A 20,943-nucleotide genomic window follows, 5' to 3' on the forward strand; every position below is an offset into this window, starting at 1 on the left:
AATAGGAGAAAAAAAGCCTCCTAGTTCGGAGAGCTTTCACTTTCATGTTCTTTTATATAGCGATTCCAGGGATGTTCCAGACATTCTTTGCTGCATGATCGTTTATGTTCTTTCTCACATTCCTCACACATTAACAGATGCGCATTACAATCAGGATTCCCGCATTTCACATAACGTTCTTCTGGATTCCCGCAATGATAGCATTTGCCGACAACTGTTTCTTCTCCGCTTCGGTTAATGGGAACAGAGATTCTTTCATCAAACACATAACACTTACCATCCCAAAGTTTCCCTTTAGCGTCTTCGTCATAACCATAGCTTATTATTCCGCCTTCAAGCTGAGAAACATCTTTAAAGCCCTCTTTTAACAGGAAACCTGAGAACTTTTCGCATCGGATTCCACCAGTACAATATGTGAGTACCTTTTTATCTTTGAAATGGCTGAAGTTTTCTCTAACCCATTGAGGGAGTTCTCTAAATGTCTCCACATCAGGTCTGATCGCATTTTTGAAATGACCAAGGTCATACTCATATGTGTTTCGTGCGTCAAGGATTACAACATCTTCTTGCTGCATAGTTTCAAGCCACTCTTTTGGGGAAAGATGCTTGCCGGTTACTTCGTTCGGGTTCACATCATCTTCAAGGCTTAAGTGGACAAGTTCAGGTCTTACTCTTACCTTCATTTTTTTAAATGCATGACCTTCTGAAGCTTCAATTTTAAATACAGTATCTTTAAACCTCGGATCACTTTTCATATAATCCATATATCTTTGCGTTTGTTCAATCGTTCCCGAAACAGTTCCATTAATCCCTTCTTGTGCAACAAGAATTCGTCCTTTTAGACCAATTTCCATACAAAAGCCGAGGTGCTCTTCTTTAAACGTTTCAGGATCATCTATTGTTACATATTTGTAGTACAACAGTACGCGATATTGCATATTTCCACCTACTTCTATTTCTTAAAAAACTACCCTGTATATAATAACAAATTATGAAATAAAGAAAAATACAGGCTGCCCTGTATTTTTTGATTTTAGTATAAACATAGTTTCCCTTTATTACTATACATTTATTTACAAAAATTCTCTGCCATTCCCAGTTGTTTCAGCGCTTTCATTGTGTGAATATTTAATTAGTGGGATTCGTTGGAGGAACTGTGATATCGGGGGATATTATGCGTTTAAAAATTGCTTCTTTAAGTATTTCAGCTTTTCTTTTGATGGGGTCTGCAACTTATGCAGCAACACCTTATACTGTTCAACAAAACGACACTCTTTGGAGTATTGCACAAAAGAAAAATGTTAGTTTGAAGACAGTAATCGGAATGAACCGTTTGAGCAGTTCATTAATCTTTGCTGGACAAACACTTTATGTTCCATCATCTTCAAAACAATATACTGTTAAATATGGAGACACTTTATATAAAATCGCTTCGGCGTCAAATGTTAGTTTATGGGCAATTCAACAGTTAAACCCGCAAGTAAAACAAATCAACTGGGTTTATCCTGGACAAGTATTAGATCTGCCAGCTGCTGCAGCACAAAAACCTGCTGCACCTGCACCTGCTCCAACTCAACCTTCTGTTGGTGCATATGCAACTCAAGTATCACAGCTTGTGAACCAAGAGCGTCAAAAAGCTGGCCTTGCCCCATTAACACTTGATGCTGAATTAAGCAACGTTGCTTTGGCAAAAGCAAAAGATATGATTGCTAAAAATTACTTCGACCACAATTCACCAACATACGGTTCACCTTTTGATATGATGCGCAGCTTTGGAATCGATTACACAGCTGCTGGCGAGAACATCGCAAAAGGACAAACCTCTCCACAAGCGGTTATGAATGATTGGATGAATAGCCCAGGTCACCGCCAAAACATTTTAAGCACTAATTATGACTCAATCGGAGTTGCTTATTATCAAGGTGCTTGGGTACAGCTTTTCAAAAAATAAGGGACTTCCAACCGACTTCCACTAAAAAAGCATGCAGCCAATAGGGCGCATGCTTTTTATTTTTTTAGAAGCCATACTCGGAATAGAAACATTCACCTGTCATGATTTCTTGACTCATTAAAATAAATCCTTTTTAATCTCTTTTCTTCTTAATCCCGTTCGTTTTTCTATTTTGTAGTTGTCCATTATTTGGTGCAGCTTTTTTCTTTTCCGTTTCCTTTTGAATATCTTCAATCACAATATTTCCTCTTTCAAGATGCTGTTTATGGAGCGGAACATTCATATTTGTTGTCCACTTCTTGATAGAAGATAATTCAGCCTTGGTAACAAGTGATACAACTGTTCCTTCTTTGCCCATACGGCCTGTTCTTCCTGAACGGTGAACGTATTGCTTAACATCTTCAGGGAGCTCAAAATGAACGACATGTGTAACATCCGGTATATCAAGACCGCGTGTTGCAACATCTGTTGTTAAAAGAACCGGGATTTTTCCTTTTTTAAAATCATTCAATACTTTTTGCCGTTCTTGTTTGGTGGAGTTACCTGCCAAAACACCAAGTTTTATCTTCTTGTACTCAAGCTTTGAAGCAAATTCATCCATCTTCATGGAACTGTTTATGAAGACAATTGCTTTAATGCCTGGTGTATGCCTGATCAGTTTACGAAGATTATCTACCTTATCACGGTAATCAGAGACCATGAATGTATGTTTTACCTGGTTCGCCTCAGCTTGTTTTTCAACTTTAATGACTGCGGGTTCAACAGCAAACTTTTTAGACCAGTCTTCTGTCTTTTTATTAATTGTTGCTGAAACAAAAACAAGCTGACGGTCTTTTAATGTGGCTGCTATAACCTGTTCCACATCTCCATTAAAACCTGCTTCTATAATGTGATCGGCCTCGTCAATAACGATCGTCTTTACTTCATGCATCTTTAATTTTTTATTTTGTATCAGTTCTTTTACCCGTCCTGGAGTTCCCACAATAAATTGAGGTTTCTTCTTCAATTTATCTAGCTGTCTTTGCATGTTTGCTCCCCCAATAAGGGAAGCGCCGCTGAGACCGCTGTTTTCGGTAAACTTTTGGCACACATCATAGATCTGCATAGCAAGTTCTCTTGTAGGCGCAAGAAATACTGCTTGAGCATTCTTAATTTCTGGATCAAGCTTTGCAAGGGCAGGCAAAACATACGCTAATGTTTTTCCTGTACCGGTTGGTGATTCGATAACAATGTCTTTGTTCTCTAAAAGTTTAGGAATAGCCCGCTCCTGTATGTCGGTCAGTGATGTGAATCCGCTTTTGTTCCAAGCGGTTTGGATATATTCCGGAAAACTATGTATCTGCTCTGTCATTTTTTATACCCCTTAAAATATTCATTCATATCTTTTATTGTTGCAATAACTTGTTCTAGCACGATCGAAAATCGTTCTGGCTCTTCTTCAGAAAAGGGCTTTTGCAAGTGTATGGAGATGGTGTTGTTAAATACGTTTCTTGATTCTCCATATATATAGGTAAGTTTTTGCTGAATTTCCCCTTTTAAATCACCTTCTGACCACTTTTTTAAGATGGATTGAAGCTGTTTACAATCTGTTTCAATTTCATAAACAGGAGCATCGATGTAAATAGATACCTTGCTCCCAGCTCCTTCAGGATTCTCTTTCAGTTTTTCAGTTGCGTAATTTTCAAGATTTGTATTTAACGTAAGATTGCCGATAAAAGACTGGCTGATTCCTGAAACATAAAAATCTATGGAATAGCTTCTCCCTACAACTGCAAGATCTACTAAATCTTTTCGATCTATAATTTCAATCGCGCCAGCAAAATCTAAATCATATACGGCACCTTCAAGCACAACCTTTAGATTATCATAAACCGATGGATGATACATCTTGCTCGCTCCTTAATTTAAAAATATATTTTGTGTACGGTACGTGAAATTTTATGTACCGTCTGAAGATAATTGTTCTTTCATTTGATTCAAAACATAAAGAACTGATTTTACCATTTCTGTGATCCGTTTGTCTTTCATGTTTTTTTGAAACACATATACTCCAAGATAACCAATATTTTCAGCTGCAGTCTTGATCTGGATCGGATAAAGATATTTCGGCTTGTTCGCGATCACCCAATCACGTGCTGCAGGCTCCCACTCTTGAACTCTGGAATGGATGCGGTCAGCGAATGGTTTTACCTCGGTGTAAAAATCTGCTTCCGTTTCCCTTGTTTTCGTTTCTGTTTTATATATATGAAACGCTTCATTTATATCAATGATTAACTGTGTTGTCATTTCGTACAAATTGCTCATAAAAAAGTCCCTCCATTCTTTATATCGTACCAAAGAATGAAGAGACTTACACTTTTCATTTTCGTTATAGTGTAAACAGGCTTACAAACCAGTTCTTTTTCGGCTTTTCCTTCACATAGAGCTTTTCTTCTGGATAGTTGTTTTTTAATAGTGCTACCTCCAGATCCTGAAGGCGAGCTTCCATGTTCTCCATTTTTTTGATGAGCTCTTCAAGCTCTGAAGCATGCTGCAGCATTTGATAAGAAACTACAGCATCGGCTTTCTCTTCAACCTTTTTCTCTAATGCTCTGATGGCTGCATTCAGCCGGTCAAACTTCTCTTCGAATTGGGTTGGCAGTTCCACGGATTTCTCGGCCGTCTGAAATGACTGAATCTGAATATCACTCATCAACAATCCATTGTCCAGCTGAGATTTTATCTCTCTTAACTGTTCGATGTCGTCTTGTTTGAATAAATAATGACCATGCTCATTCTTATCACATTGGATGTTGAAATGTCTAACCCAGCGCTGAACCGTTGTCGGATTCACCCCAAGTTCCTCAGAGACAGTTTTGGTCTTCAATATCATTTCCATTATGAATCCCTCCCCGTTTTCTTGTGATTATTAATTTCGAGCAGACTCATCCTATCCCCTTCACACGTGACAAAACTAGTTTTTATTCGGCAAAGAAAGTGAATATATACGTATATATCAGAAATTCGACATCTAATTGTTGATTGTTTGTATATTCAGTCGCTTCAACCGCAAAACTAATATCAGTTCATGTTCGTAAAAGGAGGTGTCACAAGATGAGCGAAGACAGCAAACAGCAAAGAAATCAAGACCAATACTCACAGCAGGACGGAAACAAAAGAACCGAACAAAAGCAAAATACTGGTTATGGTGATAAAAAACTGGATGGCCCGGATATTCCAAGCACATAAAACGAATGAAAAGACGGCGTTTGTTCTGCCGTCTTTTTGTTATTATGCATTTTGTATCCATTCTTTTAGAAGAATGCCTATTTTTATCTGTCTTTGTTTTTGCTTGTACCAGTCTGTGAGACAAGGTTTATGAATTTTTTTTATAGGCTGATAAAACCTCTCCGTTTGCAAGCCCTTCTGATACCAGTCGGTCTGCTGCTCAATTGAATGATTTACAATCGGATATACCAAGCGCAACAGAGGGGTTTCGCGGCGCTTTTCTGGATAAACATACCTTTCAAAATCATACCGGGAACCAGTGTGCGTTACTACATTCGAAAACTGAATAATTTGTTTACTCCATTTCGATTCAAATAAAATAGAATAAAGCATCTTCCCCGTTTCAATTCTGTTCTTAACTGCTTTAAATCCGTGTACAGAAATTCCATATACCTCACCTGACAGCACAGGAAAGAGCACCGTACTAAAATGCATGTAGTCCTGCAGCAAAAAAGGAATGCCCGAAAAAATACGCTTCCGATAAAAGGAATGCCTGATCACAGGTTTCTCAATCACATGCTGTTCATTGATGATCAAAGATGTACATAACCGTTTCAAATCCTTTTCATCCCAGAATCGAAACCATTCTGTTTTCATAAACTGCGACACATTAAAATAGTCAAGCAGATGGAACAACGGGACTCCCTCTTGCTTGGAGTATTCGTAAAGAAGAAGCTGAGGATAAGCGTCCTGAAAGATCAGCCAATTTGCCCGTTCATATGTCAAAAATAAATGTTTTCTTGTATCTTCGGTTAACATCCGCGGCATCCAGCTTCCAGCAAGATCACACATGCTATAGCCGGCGTTGCGCGAAACAAGACTGGCAAGCATCGCCCATCTTATCTCAGGGTTTTGTTTGTAGAAAGCAGCATAGCTTACGGTACGTGAAATATTATCGCGATTATGTGAAATCGTTTTTCTTGATATACGGTTTAGGATTTCCTGATACCACTCCTTCACACAGTGCCTCCCATGTTTTGTCCTTTTTTTATCGTTCTCTTCAAGACTATAAAATATTTGTATCGCATTCGAAAAAGGAGTAAACTAATCTTTATGAAAGATGCAAATGGAAAGAGGAGGCATAAAAATTGGAGAAGAAAGTAATCATCTACACACAGGAAACGTGCCCTCCATGCTTCGCTGAAAAAGAGTGGCTAAAAGCAAATAACATTGAATTTGAAGAACGCGATATACGAAAAAACCAAAACTACATGAAAGAAGTTATGGACTTGGGCGCTTCTGCTACTCCTGTTACGGTAATAACCGGTGAAGAAGGAAAAGAAGTTATTATGGGCTTTAAAGAAGATAAACTCTCTCAATTGTTAAAAAAGTAAACATAAATGGGCTATGTGTATCTATTTTTCTAATAATGCGCATAGCCATCTTTCATTAAAGAAAACTAGGCTGACTCCAAGCCTGATTGTCACCCTAGTTGCACTTATACTTTATTCTTAAACGAGTTTGATTTTCGTCGTTAAACTACAGTTAACAAGTTTTCATTTCTTAAAGTACAAAAAGGAGATGAACTATGGGAACCTTTCATTATCCAAATGGAAAGAAAGTGACTTCTGTCATTAAAACAAAATCCTCTTCCTCATCTTCTATAAAAAAGGATATTTCGTACAGTAACAGAGGGATGTCATTGGAAGATGATATCAATCAAAGCAATCAATTTTATCTATTAACGGATAAAGCAATCATTCACAAAAAGCCTACACCTGTTCAAATCGTGAATGTGGAATACCCGAAAAGGTCTGCAGCCGTCATTCGTGAAGCATACTTTAAACTCGCTTCAACTACCGATTATAACGGTGTATATAAAGGAAGATATATAGACTTTGAAGCAAAAGAAACAAAGAACAAAACAAGTTTTCCACTTAAGAATTTTCATGAGCATCAGATCCATCATATGCAGCAGATCTTGGATCATGGCGGAATATCATTTATCATCCTAAGGTTCTCCTCTACAGATGAAAGCTATCTATTGGACAGCTCCCATCTCATTCACTACTGGAGAGAACAAACCATCGGCCGAAAATCGATTCCAAAGGGTGAAATCATTGATAAAGGACATTCTATTACTATCGGGTATCAACCTAGGCTAAATTATTTACAAGTAGTAGATCGTGTCTATTTCTCACCTTCACATTGATTGTTCATAAACTTGAAATTGGTCACGAATATTGATAATGTTAGTTTTTTTATAAGTTGAAAGGTTGGTAAAACTATGTCAAAAGATTACCGAAGCCGGGTGGAAAGAAGGCAATCCAGTGATGGTTCCAAACCGGCAAAGAAAACAAAAAAGCCAAGACGCAATTGGAAGAAAACGCTCCTCTTGCTTGCCGTTATTTTAGGATTATTAGGATTATTAACAGTAGGTGTGATCGCAGCTACTTCTCCAAAACTCGATCCTAAGAAACTGGAAACACCTGTATCATCTAAAATTCTAGATATGAACGATAAAGAGGTCTCTCTTGTTTCAGGGCAAGAAACAAGGATCAGGGTTAAGATAAATGAGATTCCAGTGCCTGTTCAAAACGCGTTTATTGCAACAGAAGACGTACGTTTCCGTAAACATAGCGGTGTTGACGTAAGACGTATCTTCGGTGCAGCATTCGCAAACGTAACTGAAGGATTTGGTGCTGAAGGTGCAAGTACGATCTCTCAGCAGGTTATTAAAAATACGATCCTCACTGATGAAAAGTCACTCACAAGAAAGATTCGTGAGGCATACTTATCTGTTCAGCTAGAACAGAAATATTCAAAGGATCAGATTTTGGAAATGTATTTAAATAAGATCTATTTTGGTAATGGAGCCTACGGTATAGCAACGGCTGCAAAAACCTATTTCAATAAAGATGTAAAAGATTTAGAAGTACACGAGGCTGCTTTATTGGCAGGTTTACCTAAAGCACCAAGCTATTATGATCCGACTCAAAATCCGAAAGAAGCTGAACATCGACGCAATGTTGTCCTAAACTTGATGGCACAGCATAAATTCATTTCTAAAGAAGAAGCAGAAAAGGCAAAGAGTGTTTCTGTAAAAGATACGATTAACCCTGGTAAACTTAAAACAGAAACACGCCCTTATGATGCATATATCAAACAAGTAATGGATGATGTAAAAGATATTGAAGGACTTGAAGAAGCTGACATCTTCTCTTCCGGGCTGAAGATCTATACGAATCTTGATACAAAAGCCCAGCAAGTAACAGAAGATGTCTTAAAGGCGAAATTAGAAGCCGAACATAAAAAACTCCAGTCAGGTGTTGCGGTTGTCGATACTAAAACGGGTGCTATCCGCGCTGTGGGCAGCGGCCGAGGAAACGAACTAAGCAACCAATATTCAACAAGAATTAACCGCCAGCCAGGTTCAACGATCAAGCCAATTCTAGATTATGGTCCTGCCATCGAAAATAAAAAATGGAGCACGGCTCATATGTTGAACGATGAACCAGTTAAGATCGGCGATGTAACGATCAATAACTTCAACAAGAAAAATGTTGGGGATATTACGATGCGCCAGGCACTCGTTGAGTCTAAAAATACGACTGCTGTTAAGACGTTCCAAGAAATCGGACCAGAAGAAGCTACTGATTTTGCCAATAAACTCGGATTCGATTTAGATCCAGATACAACTTATCCGTCCTATGCGATCGGCGGATTTGAAAAAGGGATCTCGCCGCTTACCCTTGCAGGTGCCTATCAGGCATTTGGGAACGGCGGTGTATATACCAAGCCGACAACGATCCGTAAAATCGAGTTCCCTGACGGAAGAATCATAGAAGTTGATCCTGAACCAAAAGCTGCAATGAAAGACTACACGGCTTACATGATTACCGATATGCTGAAAGATGTTATGGACCGAGGTACAGGTCAACAAGCCAATGTGAGCGGGCTTCATTTAGCAGGAAAAACAGGTACAACAAACTTCGATAAAGAGCTGAGAGATAAATTTGGTATGCCTAGTGATGCCACCAAAGATGCTTGGATGGCTGGTTACACGACTACGTATACAGCAGCTGTATGGACCGGATATGATTCTTACCAAGATGATAATGGTGATGCATTGTATCTGGATAATACAAAAGACGACTATTCAAAACAGATCTTTAAAGATATCATGAGCCAGTTGAAACATAAGAACACAGACTTTAAGAAACCAAAGTCGGTCACTGAAGTTCCGATAGAAAAAGGAACTGGAAAACGTGCAAGTGAGTTTACACCAGATTCTGAAAAGATCATTGAACTTTTCGTTAAAGGATCCAAGCTTCCTGATGTAAGCGACAAGTTTGAAAAACCTTCTGGAATTCAAGGACTTGAAGCTAAGTTCGATGAGAAGAAAAATGAAATCGATGTAAAATGGAAGTACGAGAAAAGAGAAGGTGTTACCTTTAAGGTCCTCGCAAGCTACAACGATGGACCGATGCAGGAAAGAGCAACGATCAACGATACGAAATTTGTAGTCCCAACCCCTGCTCCGGGTAAATACACGTTCCAAGTGATAGCAGTCGACAGTGAAAACAACACGGAAAGCGAGCCGGCTGAAACATCTATCACGATTGAAGCACCAGAAAGCGAAGGACCTCAGCCACCTGGTGAAGGTGAAGGTGAACCAGGTACTCAGCCTCCAGGTCAAGGAGAACCTGGTACACCGGGCACACCGCCTCCTTCGGGTGAAGAACCTGGTACTGAACCTCCTCCGGGACAAGAACCTGGCACCCCTCCCCCTGGTCAAGGCGGTGGAGATGAAGAAGATGAAGGCGGCGGGGGCATACAGTTCCCTCCATTAAATCAGTAATACAAAAAATGCACCAGCTTTAAGAAGCTGGTGCATTTTTAATTTATAACAACCGATCAATTAAGTTCGTTCCAAAATACAGGATAATCAAAAAGGCTTACCCCTGCAAACTGTATTGATCAATAACGTCAATTTTTGTCTTCATGCAACAGGAAGCTCCTGCCATGGCAGATGATAATACTGTGAAAGCGAATCTCCCCTCTTCACCACTTGAATCTGTATGATATTCCCTCCTTGAAACACCTCGTGCTTTCATCATTGCAAAAGTCTTGTCCTTATGTTTTTCGCCTTGAATATATGACACTTTTCTTTTTCCATTCTAAAAATAGTTCGCTTAATTGGATAAAGGATTGATAATGATCTGGCTGTTCTTCGATAAATGAAAGACGCTCAGCCGCATTTACTGGGAGATGAGGAAGCTCCTTTATTTTCTCTTTCCAATTGAATAAGTCTTTCTCATCCGCCATTATTTCATTTCCGTTAAACAAAGCCTGTAAAAATCGTCTAAAGAAATAAACCATCGGCTCTTTTGCTTGTTTTCTGTTCCGCTCTTTAAAAGATGCCGCAATTGAAGGGCTTTTTTCTTTCCATTCATTGAATATCTCTACCAATAATTCATTTTTTAATTCCAATTAAACTACTCTCCTTTCTAAAAAAACACGATCACTTACAAACCAGGATAATCCTATAAAAACTAGCTTTAACCCTTTAAAAAATTGCCTTAATTCTTGAAAGGATTCCATTAATCCTATACTTGTATATCGGAGAAAGACAATATCTGATTCTATTTTAAAAAAACTGACCTCATCAGGTGCATCTCACACTCCGTTTCAGTCAGTCTTACAATTACTTCTTCTTCACTTTTTGATTCATCCGTTTCTTGCCTTCTCGGCATATCGAAAGAAGCGGACATTCCGAGCAGTTCGGGTTTTGTGCTTTGCAATGGTATCTCCCAAAGAAAATAAGACGATGATGCGTTGCTCCCCATAGTTCTCTTGGAATCTTTTTCATCAACGTTTCTTCAACTTGCAGTACAGAATCCTTCCACCTGCAGATTCCAAGCCTTTTTGAGACGCGTTCCACATGGGTGTCTACTGCGATCGCAGGCACATCATATGCCACTGAAACGACTACGTTTGCTGTTTTTCTTCCAACACCAGGAAGCTTCGTCAGCTCATCACGGTCACTGGGGATTTCTCCGCCGTATTCGTTCAGAAGCAGCTCACTCAGTTTTTGAATGTTCTTCGCCTTGTTGCGGTAAAGTCCGATCGAACGGATATCATCTTGCAGCTCTTCCAGAGGAACATCCAGGTAATCCTGGGGTTTTTTATATTTTGCAAATAGTTTTGGCGTTACTTTGTTTACAAGCGCATCTGTACATTGAGCCGATAACAGTACGGCTATCGTCAGCTCGAACGGATTGGAATGATGAAGCTCACAGTGAGCATCTGGAAACATATCCTCAATCTGTTCCAGACAAAATTGAATCTGAGCTTTGTTTAACACGATTGCACTCCCCCTGTAATGAAAAAGAAGACCCGGTATCAAAGGGTCTGTTTGCATTAAAATTTATGATTCAAGCCAATTGTAAGCAGGTCTTTTTAATCCGCTGTCTTTTCTCGGCACATCATGCTGACCTGATTTTTGCAGCTGCCTTACCCGGAACTTTTCACCGTACATCTTGGCAGCTTCAGGGCTCCGGATTCCGTTTTTCTTCCATTCAAAAAGTATACGGTCAATGTACCTAAAATTAAGCTTTCCGGACAATACGGACTCTTTTAAAGCGGTCAGAATCAGTTCTGGCGATTGCTGATCTTCATCCATCCAGATCTTTAATGTTTCGAGTTCCATTGGTGAAAGCGGACGGCCGAATTCTTTCTCAAACAAAACGAATACATTTTGTTCCTGTTTTTCTTTCATGGACTCTTTTTGAATCTGCTCTTCTTCTTTGAGGCTGTTCATCAGCTGATTCCATAATGGCTGTAAGGTATAAGCTTCGAAATACACGCCTTTTTCCTTATCCTCATATTGGTCCATTCCGAGCAGTCCTCTGCCGATCAAAGAACGGAGCATCGAAGATATCTCATTGTAAGAAGCTGTCATCCTCTCAGCCAATTCAAGCGGGGTGGGAAAATAGTTTCCGGATTCAATATAGACGTGTAGCTGTATGAACAACATGCATTCCGTATCTGTTAACCCTATCTTTTTATAATGCTTTAGCAGCATATTAGGAATGCTGACCGATCCTTCTGACATCCATTTTTCAAATAACATTCCGTTCATATTGCAACACCTCTTGTACCATTATAGCATAAGAACTTCACTTTCCTTTTTGTAAAAATAAAGAAAACCTTAGCTGACGCCAATATGTAGACCCAGCTATATTTTCTTAAAGTGAAAGAAAAAATCTCCCTGGATAAAGGGAGATTTAAGGTTTTATTAAGGGTATAAACGGTTCAGCAAACGAGGGAATGGAATCGTTTCGCGAACGTGTTCTGCACCTGTGATCCAGGCTACTGTACGCTCTAGTCCAAGTCCAAATCCAGAATGCGGCACGCTGCCGTATTTTCTCAGCTCCAAATACCATTTATACGCATCATCTGTAAGTCCGTGCTCTTCATAACGCTGTTCCATTAAAGCAAGATCATCGATACGCTGGCTACCTCCGATAATTTCACCATATCCTTCTGGAGCGATCAAATCTGCACATAAAACAACATCATCGCGGTTCGGATCTGGTTTCATATAGAAGGCTTTAATGTCTTTCGGATAATTTGTAATGAATACCGGCTTATCAAAGCTTTCAGCGATAGCCGTTTCGTGAGGTGCACCAAAATCATCGCCCCATTCGATATCATCAAAACCTTTTTCTTTCAGCATTTTAATGGCATCATCATATGAAACGCGAGGGAATGGCGCTTTAACGTTCTCCAGCTTTGATACATCTCGTCCAAGTGTTTTCAGCTCGTTTTCACAGCGTTTAATAACGGACTGTACGATATGAGAGATGAACTGCTCTTGAATTTCAAGAGATTCTTCATGTTCAACAAACGCCATCTCCGGTTCGATCATCCAGAACTCGATCAAATGACGTCGCGTTTTAGACTTCTCTGCACGGAATGTCGGTCCGAACGAGTATACTTTTCCTAGTGCCATCGCTGCAGCTTCCATGTAAAGCTGTCCGCTTTGAGAAAGATAAGCATCTTCTTCAAAGTATTTTGTATGGAACAATGATGTTGTACCTTCAGCAGAGCTTCCTGTAAGAATCGGAGGGTCTACTTTTACAAAATCATTGTTATAGAAAAATTCATTTACAGCATGAATGATCTCGTTGCGGATCTTTAAGATGCTGTGCTGACGCTTGGAACGAATCCAAAGATGACGGTGATCCATCAAAAATTCAGTTCCATGCTCTTTTGGAGTGATCGGATAATCTACTGATTGATGAAGCACTTCAACATCTGTAACTTCAAGTTCAACACCGAGCTGTGAACGATCGTCTTCTTTAACCGTTCCTGTTACGTAAAGACTTGATTCTTGTGTCAGCCCTTTAGCTTTTGCAAAAGTTTCTTCACCAACCTCGCTTTTTACCACAACACCTTGAACAAATCCTGTACCGTCACGGAGCTGAAGAAAAGCGATCTTACCGGAAGAACGTTTGTTGGAAAGCCATGCTCCAATGGTTACCGTCTTACCAACGTGTTCACTTAGCTTTTTAATAGTCGTTTTCACAAAATGTACCTCCACTGTTTCTAAAAATCTATCTCTATCAAAAAATTATGAATGACCGCTGATCAAAAATCAATCTTTCTTTGAATGACGGGCGATAAAACGTTCTATTCTGTCCAGTGCTTCCATGATTGTATCTAATGAAGTTGCATAGGAAAGTCTTACATTGTCAGGTGCACCAAAACCAGAACCAGGAACAAGAGCTACTTTCTCTTCTTCTAAGATCGCCTCAACCCACTCATCTACTGATGAGAATCCAGTCATGTTAACCGCTTCTTTTGCATTCGGGAACAGATAGAAGGCACCGTTTGGTTTCACACAGGTGATGCCTGGCAGAGTAATCAGACGCTCATATACTTTGTTCAAACGCTCTTCAAACGCCTGGCGCATCTCTTCAACCGGTTCTTGTGTTCCGTTGTAGGCAGCTAGTGCACCATGCTGTGAAGTAGTAGTAGGATTAGATGTGCTGTGGCTGTCTAAGTTCGTCATCGCTTTAATGACTTTAGCATTTCCTGCAGCAAATCCAATTCTCCATCCAGTCATCGCATGTGATTTTGACAGACCATTGATGATGATCGTTTGTTCTTTTAATTCAGGAGAGAGCTCCGCAATCGAAGTGTGTTTCACTCCCTCATAGACGAGTTTTTCATAGATTTCATCAGATACGATGAGAACATCTTTTTCTAGACAAACTTCACCTATCGCTTTTAGTTCCTCTTCTGAATACAAAGAACCTGTTGGATTGCTTGGTGAATTTAAGATAAGTGCTTTTGTTTGTCTAGTAATAGATTTCTTTAAATCTTCTGCTGTAATCTTAAACTCGTTCTCTTCTTTTCCTTCAACATATACAGGTGTTCCCCCAGCAAGTTTCACTTGTTCCGGGTAACTCACCCAATATGGAATTGGGATGATGACTTCGTCTCCTTCATCTATGATAGCTTGAAACAAGGAATACAAGGAATGTTTTGCCCCAGTACTCACAATAATCTCAGAAGTTTCGTAGGTTAATCCTTGATCTTCCTTTAATTTGTTTGCGATTGCTTTCTTAAGTGTTACAAGACCGCCTGAAGCTGTATATTTTGTATGTCCCTCTTTCATAGACTGATAAGCAGCTTCAATAATATGTATCGGTGTATTAAAATCAGGCTCTCCTGCACCCAGGGCGATTACATTGTGACCTTCTGCTTTTAATGCATTTGCCTTTGCTGTGATTGCCAATGTTGTTGAAGGTGTTAGTGCCTCCACTCTTTTTGCAAGCTTCATTTAATAGATCCCTCCACTATTTATTGTTCTGATTCTTTAAGACGATAGATTTCATAGCGTTTCCCTGTTTCGAAATAGCCATAATAGTACGTATAGCGTCCTTGATCATCAATGTATACTACTTCCCATAAAGGAATTTCGTCTTCCATGCCTAAACGGCTGTCAATAATTTCTTCAGCATTGTGGTTCTTTTTTACGTAATCAATGATCTGTTTTTCAGACAACCCTTTTTTGGCGAATTCAGAATATATTTCTTTGTCTTTTCCGACCCAGACGACCATGTCTGTTCCATGTTCGTTCTTTCCTTCTACTACATAATAGGTCTCATTCTTAAAAAAGTGTTCCACATTAGCAACTGAAACAAGATTTTTTTCCTTTTTTGCAAGTTCGACTGCTTCCATTTCCGCTTTTTGCGGCTTAGCATGAACCCCGCTGTACAGGTAATATGCTTGCCAGCTTGCTAGTATCATAATGCCAACAATAATCAGTATCCACTTTTTTCCCATATTTAAGCCTCTCTATGTGCGATAGATTGTGAATATCATCTTGTTTTTATTTTCATCATCTAACGCCAGTCCAAACATCAGATCCTGTTGCTTTAAGGTTTTGTTCAATTCTGAAACCACTTTATACAAGTCACTGGATTTATCGACTTTTACTGTAGAAAGAACTTCTATTTTACTTTCCATTGTTCTTCCTCCTATACTTTGAAACTTATCCCTGTTTACTATAGCAGAAATTCTTTTAAAGTGGTACTTTAGAATGCCTAAAAATCAGCGGATTCTGTTGTTTTCAATGAAAAAAGGAGAAGATTATACCTTCTCCTTTTCTAGTCCATCCAGTCACGAAGTTCATCTACGAGCTCGTTAACAGGCTTAATGGAAACTGGCAGCTTCGGCAATGACTGAATGAATGATTTACCGTAGCGTGTTTCGATCATCCTGCGGTCAAAAACAAAGACCGCTCCTTTATCCCTGCTGCTTCTGACAAGGCGGCCAAAACCTTGTTTAAAACGGATAATGGCCTGAGGCAGCGAAAGATCGTAGAATGGGTTTCCGCCTTCCGCTTTTAATTTCTCGCTCTTCGCAGCCATTACCGGCTGGTCTGGAGGAGTGAACGGAAGCCTGATAATTACAAGGCACGAAAGATCGTCTCCGGGGATATCTATACCTTCCCAAAAACTGTTCGTACCGAAAAGAATAGAGTTATCAAAACGCTGGAAGTTCTTTGTCAGTCTTGCTCTGCTTCCGCTGTCGACACCTTGTGCAATCAGAACAAACTCTTCCTGAGTCATCAGTCCTTTAAAAGCAGTATGTGTTTCTTTTAACATCTCATACGAAGTAAACAGAACGAGCATGCGCCCCTTTGTCACTTTTGCAATCTCGTATAATGAAGAAGAGATCTTATTTACAAATGTTTTTTGGTCCACCTCGTTAATGAGAGGTATATCGGTTGGAACCATCAGCTTTGCTTGTTGTTCATATTGAAATGGCGATGGCAGCTGCGCGTTCAACGGACCAAAGTCCAGCAGTCCAAGCCGCTCTGACATATAACGGAACGATTTTTTAACGCTCATCGTCGCTGAAGTTAATACAACACTGTTCTTTTTGCCAAAGAACTCATCAGCCAGTATATGATCGATCTCAACAGGTTTCGCAAAAAGAGTTACTGCGTGCCGAGGTCCTTTTGATTCGGCCTCCATCCAATAGACTTCCTGAGATAGTGGGCAAGAAAGGAGATGGTGGAGATCTGCCGCTTCATCTTGCAGATCGTTCAGCAGACCTTCTAAATCCACTAGAAATCCTTTTTGTTTTACCGTGAGATGTTCTTCGAATTGATCAAAACTCTTTAATAAGCGTTTAACCGGTTTTACGAGATCAGAAATTAACTGCCGGGCCCGCTCTTCCATTTCCAGAACGGGCTCCCAGCGGGTCGACTCTATATCTTCAAGCGTGTAGCGAAGTGTCAGCTTTGTTAGTTCAGCAGAACGAGATGATTTCGCTTTTGTTATACATATCGTTTTTATAAGTTTAAATAAATCATCAAGTTCATTTTTCACATCCATGAACAAACTGTCCCATTTTGACAGGTGCGCCTCATACTTTGGAATTTCCAAATGGTCAGAGAGCTCTCTTAGCGTATTCATCATCCCTTCACCTTCTGTAGAAGCAAGCCTGTCCAGGAGCTTTAGGAATGAAAAATAATCCGTTTCTTTACCAAAATGATCACTGACTACTTCTTCAACATGATGGGCTTCATCAAGTACAGCTTCTCTATAGGAAGGCAGCAGCTGGGAATCAGATTTTAGATCCGTAAACAATAAAGCATGGTTTGTAATGACCAAATCAGATTCATGAGCTCTTCGCCTTTGCTTATGATAATAGCATCTTGAAAACCATGGACAGCGATGGTTCAAGCAGGAATTCGCATCGCTTTTTACGGTATTCCAGAAAAGCTTTCCACCAGAAGCCATTGAAAGTTCTTCCACATCCCCTTGTTCTGTTTCCGTAAGCCAAATGATCAATTGGGCTTTTGTAAAGTTCATATCGTAGTTATCTTCATGATGATCCTGTAGGGTATGTTCAAACTTTCGCAAACATAAATAATGGTTGCGCCCTTTTAAAAGAGTTGCAGTGAAATCAAATGGCATGATCTTCTTTAACAACGGAACATCACGTTCTAACAGCTGCTGCTGCAGTTGAACCGTGTGCGTTGAAACAACGAGCGGCCGGTCCATTTCTTTTGCAAAACGAACCCCTGGGATGAGATAACCGAGTGATTTTCCGACTCCGGTACCCGCTTCAATCACAAGATGCTGATTCGTATGAAGAGCTTCATCCACAAGTGCAGCCATCTTCTGCTGGCTTTCCCTGATCTCATAATGTTTCATATGAGTTTTCAGCTTTTGCTCGAGATCAGCAGTCTCAATCTGCTCTTCTTTATACTCTTCTATAACTTGATCTGGATCTGGATGTAACGACTTTTTAAGGGCAAGCTTACGGTAAAAATCATAGGTTTGCTCATCTGCTAAAAATACAGACTTCTCGCTGATTATATCGCTAACAATACTTTCCAATGAGCTTTGCAGTTTTTTCAAAAACGGAGTCAATCGCTCTAACGTCAATAACGGCAAGCTCTCAAGCTTATCTAAAAGATGCATGAGAAGTCTAGCCGTTACTTCTGCGTCACTGTCCGCCTGATGTGGATTTTCATGTTCCAGCCCCAAATATTCAGCAAGCATGCCGAGCTGATAGCCATCTGCTCCTAAGAGAAGAAGTCTAGACATTTCTACCGTATCAATAAGAGGCATAGAAAGAGGAGAATATCCGCATCGATCGAGTTCTCCTTGTAAAAAGGAATAATCAAACATCACATTATGCGCAACAAAATAAGCTCCTTCTAACATCTGAAGGAGCTTTGGCGCCACTTCTTCAAACAACGGAGCATCATTGACCATTTCATCATTGATGCCCGTTAATTGTTCAATAAAAGGGGGGATGGGAACGCCTGGCTGGATGAACGTAGAAAATCTGTCCGTTATCTGTCCTGCCTCAACGGCGACCGCACCGATCTGAATTATCCGGTCTCCTTTTGCTGCTGAATTTCCTGTTGTTTCAAAATCGATAACGACAAATCGCCGTGTCATAGCCTTTTCACCTCATTCCCCTGTGGCTATACTTATTTTTAGAAATTAATAGACTGTAGCCTCAGGTTCAACACCTAGCATTTCTTGTATCATATTATTCTTGTCCATGATCGCCACTTTCGGCTGATGATTCTTTGCTTCTGCTTCATCATAAAGGCAATAGGAGATCACTATAATTGTATCACCTTCCTGAACAAGCCTTGCAGCTGCGCCATTAAGGCACATCACACCGCTTCCTCTTTTTCCAGGAATAATATAAGTCTCAAAACGTGCTCCATTATTATTATTTACAATTTGAACTTTTTCGTTCGCAATCATATCGACTGCATCCAAAATATCTTCATCAATCGTGATGCTGCCCACATAGTTTAAGTTTGATTCTGTTACTGTTGCACGGTGTATTTTTGCTTTCATTAATGTACGGAACATTTTTCTTCCCCGCTTCCTTTTTTCTCAAAAATGTTGTCAATAATGACGTTATCAATTAAACGAGCTTTGCTGAATCTCACACTTACAGCAATAATCAGCTTTTCGTCATCTGTCTCAGGAGGCAGAAGTTCAGGGTAAGAGAGAATTTTACAATATTCAACAATTCCGTCCGTTTGTTCCTCCAAGTATTTTATCATTTTTTCTTCCGTCTCACCACTATCGCAGTCTAAGAGCCAATCTTGCGCTTTTTGTAATGATTGGTATAGGTGATGAGCTTCTTTTCTCTCTTCTTCTGTAAGATACATATTTCTCGAGCTCATCGCCAGTCCGTCCTGTTCGCGTTTTGTTTCACACCCTATGATGGTCACAGGAAAATTAAAATCATCGACAAGCCCTTTCACAACAGCAACCTGTTGGGCGTCCTTCAAACCAAAAAATGCTTTATCAGGAGAAATGATATTAAATAATTTAGTAAGGACGGTAGCAACACCGTCAAAATGTCCGATACGGCTTTTTCCGCAAAGCGCATCAGTTCTTCTGTTAACAGACACCGTTACGACCGGTTTATCCGGATACATGTCTGTTGTTTCAGGACAGAACAGAACATCTGCACCTGCTTCTTCGGCGAGCTTCTTATCACGCTCAAAATCGCGCGGATAGCGGTCAAAATCTTCATTTGGTCCAAATTGAAGCGGATTGACAAAAATGCTTACTACGACGATTTCAGACTCTTCTCTAGCACGTTTGATCAGCGAAAGGTGACCGTCATGCAAATAACCCATCGTCGGTACGAAGCCAATTATTTTGCCATTTATTTTTTCTTGTTTGATAACATTTTGCATATCATGGATGCTTTTCACTATTTTCATGACTTTACGCCCCCATACAAACGGTCAATCGTCTCTGTTTTCATGTTGAAGCTGTGTTCTTCGTCAGGAAATTTCATCTGCTGCACATCTTCTTTATACTTCTGTAGTCCTTCTATCATCATATCTTTCACATTTCCATATGACTTTACAAATTTAGGTACATGATGGAATCCGTAACCGATCATATCGTGATAGACCAAAACCTGACCATCTATATGCTTGCCTGCACCGATTCCGATCACGGGGATAGACAGTCTTTTTGCTGCAATTTCGGCAAGCTGCTGCGGAACACACTCAAGTACGATTGCAAAAGCTCCTGCCTTTTCTAACAAAAGACATTCTTCTATAAGAGTGTTCGCATCTTCTTCTTCTTTTGCTTGCACACTGTATCCACCCATGACACCGACCATCTGAGGAGTCAGCCCAAGATGGCCCATAACCGGAACTCCAGCATTCGTCAGCGTTTCTATTGTAGATATCACTTGTTTGCCGCCTTCAAGCTTAACGGCTGAAGCACCGCTTTCTTGAAGAATTCTTCTTGCATTTTTTAAGGTCTCGTCAATAGAACCATGATACGTCATGAATGGCATATCTGTAACAATAAACGTATTTGGTGCTCCGCGTTTTACTGCTTTTGAATGATGGATCATATCGTCGATCGTAACTGGAATGGTAGATTCATACCCTAGAACAACCATTCCAAGAGAATCTCCTACTAATAAGAGATCCATCCCCGCTTTTTCGCAGATAACAGCAGAAGGATAATCATAGGCTGTTACCATCGAAATTTTTTCACCGTCTCTTTTCATCTTGAGAAAACTTTTAGTCGTTTTCATACCTTTGTAGCCTCCCTGTTTTTTAACAGGGCCAGAGTGCAAAAAAGCCTTCTTCCCTAAAGAGGAAGAAGGCATAGGAATAATCCCTATACGTTTAATTGTTTGCTCCCTCTGTCCCGGTCCTGGTTTTGGATCTAGGCAGATATATGATT

At 39.9% G+C, this 20,943-nt stretch carries 22 protein-coding genes; 5 read left to right on the forward strand and 17 right to left on the reverse strand.

Annotated elements, in window-relative coordinates:
* Positions 1 to 20: 20 nt before the first annotated feature.
* A complete protein-coding gene (locus M3196_RS02070) occupies positions 21 to 938 on the reverse strand; it encodes a rhodanese-related sulfurtransferase (protein ID WP_251320591.1) in 918 nt (305 codons plus the stop codon).
* 236 nt (positions 939 to 1,174) lie between these two features.
* Here M3196_RS02070 and M3196_RS02075 point away from each other — a divergent pair, with 236 nt between their 5' ends.
* A complete protein-coding gene (locus M3196_RS02075) occupies positions 1,175 to 1,951 on the forward strand; it encodes a LysM peptidoglycan-binding domain-containing protein (protein WP_251320592.1) in 777 nt (258 codons plus the stop codon).
* 133 nt (positions 1,952 to 2,084) lie between these two features.
* Here M3196_RS02075 and M3196_RS02080 read toward each other — a convergent pair whose 3' ends face one another.
* The 4 genes from M3196_RS02080 to M3196_RS02095 form a co-directional block, all read right to left on the reverse strand.
* Positions 2,085 to 3,302, reverse strand: coding sequence for a DEAD/DEAH box helicase (locus M3196_RS02080; protein WP_251320593.1), 1,218 nt, complete (start codon positions 3,300 to 3,302; stop codon positions 2,085 to 2,087).
* Entirely contained in the window at positions 3,299 to 3,838 is a 540-nt protein-coding gene (locus tag M3196_RS02085; RefSeq protein WP_251320594.1) for a hypothetical protein, read from the reverse strand. The genes M3196_RS02080 and M3196_RS02085 overlap by 4 nt, the downstream gene beginning before the upstream one ends.
* Positions 3,839 to 3,889: 51 nt before the next feature.
* Positions 3,890 to 4,255 (reverse strand): YppE family protein, encoded by a 366-nt coding sequence (locus M3196_RS02090; protein ID WP_251320595.1) that lies wholly within the window; start codon positions 4,253 to 4,255, stop codon positions 3,890 to 3,892.
* 64 nt (positions 4,256 to 4,319) lie between these two features.
* Positions 4,320 to 4,829, reverse strand: a complete 510-nt coding sequence (locus M3196_RS02095) for a MerR family transcriptional regulator (RefSeq protein WP_251320596.1) — start codon at positions 4,827 to 4,829, stop codon at positions 4,320 to 4,322.
* A gap of 215 nt (positions 4,830 to 5,044) precedes the next feature.
* Here M3196_RS02095 and M3196_RS21940 point away from each other — a divergent pair, with 215 nt between their 5' ends.
* The gene (locus M3196_RS21940; protein WP_276531208.1) at positions 5,045 to 5,179 is read left to right on the forward strand and encodes a hypothetical protein; all 135 of its coding nucleotides are present in this window, start codon (positions 5,045 to 5,047) and stop codon (positions 5,177 to 5,179) included.
* Positions 5,180 to 5,221: 42 nt separating this feature from the next.
* Here M3196_RS21940 and M3196_RS02100 read toward each other — a convergent pair whose 3' ends face one another.
* A complete protein-coding gene (locus M3196_RS02100; protein ID WP_251320597.1) occupies positions 5,222 to 6,178 on the reverse strand; it encodes a DUF2515 family protein in 957 nt (318 codons plus the stop codon).
* Between the two features lie 128 nt (positions 6,179 to 6,306).
* Here M3196_RS02100 and M3196_RS02105 point away from each other — a divergent pair, with 128 nt between their 5' ends.
* The 3 genes from M3196_RS02105 (at position 6,307) to M3196_RS02115 (ending at position 10,019) form a co-directional block, all read left to right on the forward strand.
* The gene (locus M3196_RS02105) at positions 6,307 to 6,552 is read left to right on the forward strand and encodes a glutaredoxin family protein (protein WP_251320598.1); all 246 of its coding nucleotides are present in this window, start codon (positions 6,307 to 6,309) and stop codon (positions 6,550 to 6,552) included.
* 194 nt (positions 6,553 to 6,746) lie between these two features.
* Positions 6,747 to 7,370, forward strand: a complete 624-nt coding sequence (gene recU, locus M3196_RS02110; protein ID WP_251320599.1) for a Holliday junction resolvase RecU — start codon at positions 6,747 to 6,749, stop codon at positions 7,368 to 7,370.
* A gap of 75 nt (positions 7,371 to 7,445) precedes the next feature.
* On the forward strand, positions 7,446 to 10,019 hold the full coding sequence (locus M3196_RS02115) for a transglycosylase domain-containing protein (protein ID WP_251320600.1): 2,574 nt from the start codon (positions 7,446 to 7,448) through the stop codon (positions 10,017 to 10,019).
* Positions 10,020 to 10,294: 275 nt separating this feature from the next.
* On the opposite strand, the gene M3196_RS02120 is transcribed toward M3196_RS02115, so the two are convergent.
* From M3196_RS02120 to panB, 11 genes are all read right to left on the reverse strand, one after another.
* On the reverse strand, positions 10,295 to 10,651 hold the full coding sequence (locus M3196_RS02120; protein ID WP_251320601.1) for a YpoC family protein: 357 nt from the start codon (positions 10,649 to 10,651) through the stop codon (positions 10,295 to 10,297).
* A 214-nt stretch (positions 10,652 to 10,865) separates the two neighbouring features.
* Positions 10,866 to 11,525: an endonuclease III gene (gene nth / locus M3196_RS02125; protein ID WP_251320602.1), complete on the reverse strand. Its 660-nt coding sequence runs from the start codon at positions 11,523 to 11,525 to the stop codon at positions 10,866 to 10,868.
* 63 nt (positions 11,526 to 11,588) lie between these two features.
* Positions 11,589 to 12,302 (reverse strand): DnaD domain-containing protein, encoded by a 714-nt coding sequence (locus M3196_RS02130; RefSeq protein ID WP_251320603.1) that lies wholly within the window; start codon positions 12,300 to 12,302, stop codon positions 11,589 to 11,591.
* 156 nt (positions 12,303 to 12,458) lie between these two features.
* A complete protein-coding gene (gene asnS / locus M3196_RS02135; protein ID WP_251320604.1) occupies positions 12,459 to 13,751 on the reverse strand; it encodes an asparagine--tRNA ligase in 1,293 nt (430 codons plus the stop codon).
* Positions 13,752 to 13,820: 69 nt separating this feature from the next.
* The gene (locus M3196_RS02140) at positions 13,821 to 15,011 is read right to left on the reverse strand and encodes a pyridoxal phosphate-dependent aminotransferase (protein WP_251320605.1); all 1,191 of its coding nucleotides are present in this window, start codon (positions 15,009 to 15,011) and stop codon (positions 13,821 to 13,823) included.
* A 20-nt stretch (positions 15,012 to 15,031) separates the two neighbouring features.
* Complete coding sequence (locus tag M3196_RS02145; RefSeq protein ID WP_251320606.1) at positions 15,032 to 15,517, reverse strand: DUF5590 domain-containing protein; 486 nt, start codon at positions 15,515 to 15,517, stop codon at positions 15,032 to 15,034.
* 12 nt (positions 15,518 to 15,529) lie between these two features.
* A complete protein-coding gene (locus tag M3196_RS02150) occupies positions 15,530 to 15,700 on the reverse strand; it encodes a YpmA family protein (RefSeq protein WP_251320607.1) in 171 nt (56 codons plus the stop codon).
* A gap of 140 nt (positions 15,701 to 15,840) precedes the next feature.
* The gene (gene dinG / locus M3196_RS02155) at positions 15,841 to 18,657 is read right to left on the reverse strand and encodes an ATP-dependent DNA helicase DinG (RefSeq protein ID WP_251320608.1); all 2,817 of its coding nucleotides are present in this window, start codon (positions 18,655 to 18,657) and stop codon (positions 15,841 to 15,843) included.
* Positions 18,658 to 18,702: 45 nt separating this feature from the next.
* Positions 18,703 to 19,086 (reverse strand): aspartate 1-decarboxylase, encoded by a 384-nt coding sequence (panD, locus tag M3196_RS02160; RefSeq protein ID WP_251320609.1) that lies wholly within the window; start codon positions 19,084 to 19,086, stop codon positions 18,703 to 18,705.
* Complete coding sequence (gene panC / locus M3196_RS02165) at positions 19,071 to 19,955, reverse strand: pantoate--beta-alanine ligase (RefSeq protein WP_251320610.1); 885 nt, start codon at positions 19,953 to 19,955, stop codon at positions 19,071 to 19,073. The genes panD and panC overlap by 16 nt, the downstream gene beginning before the upstream one ends.
* Positions 19,952 to 20,791: a 3-methyl-2-oxobutanoate hydroxymethyltransferase gene (gene panB, locus M3196_RS02170; RefSeq protein ID WP_251320611.1), complete on the reverse strand. Its 840-nt coding sequence runs from the start codon at positions 20,789 to 20,791 to the stop codon at positions 19,952 to 19,954. Before panB ends, panC begins: the two co-directional genes overlap by 4 nt.
* Positions 20,792 to 20,943: the final 152 nt, after the last annotated feature.

The sequence above is a fragment of the Fictibacillus nanhaiensis genome (genome assembly GCF_023715445.1).
Taxonomy (GTDB): Bacteria; Bacillota; Bacilli; order Bacillales; family Fictibacillaceae; genus Fictibacillus; species Fictibacillus nanhaiensis_D.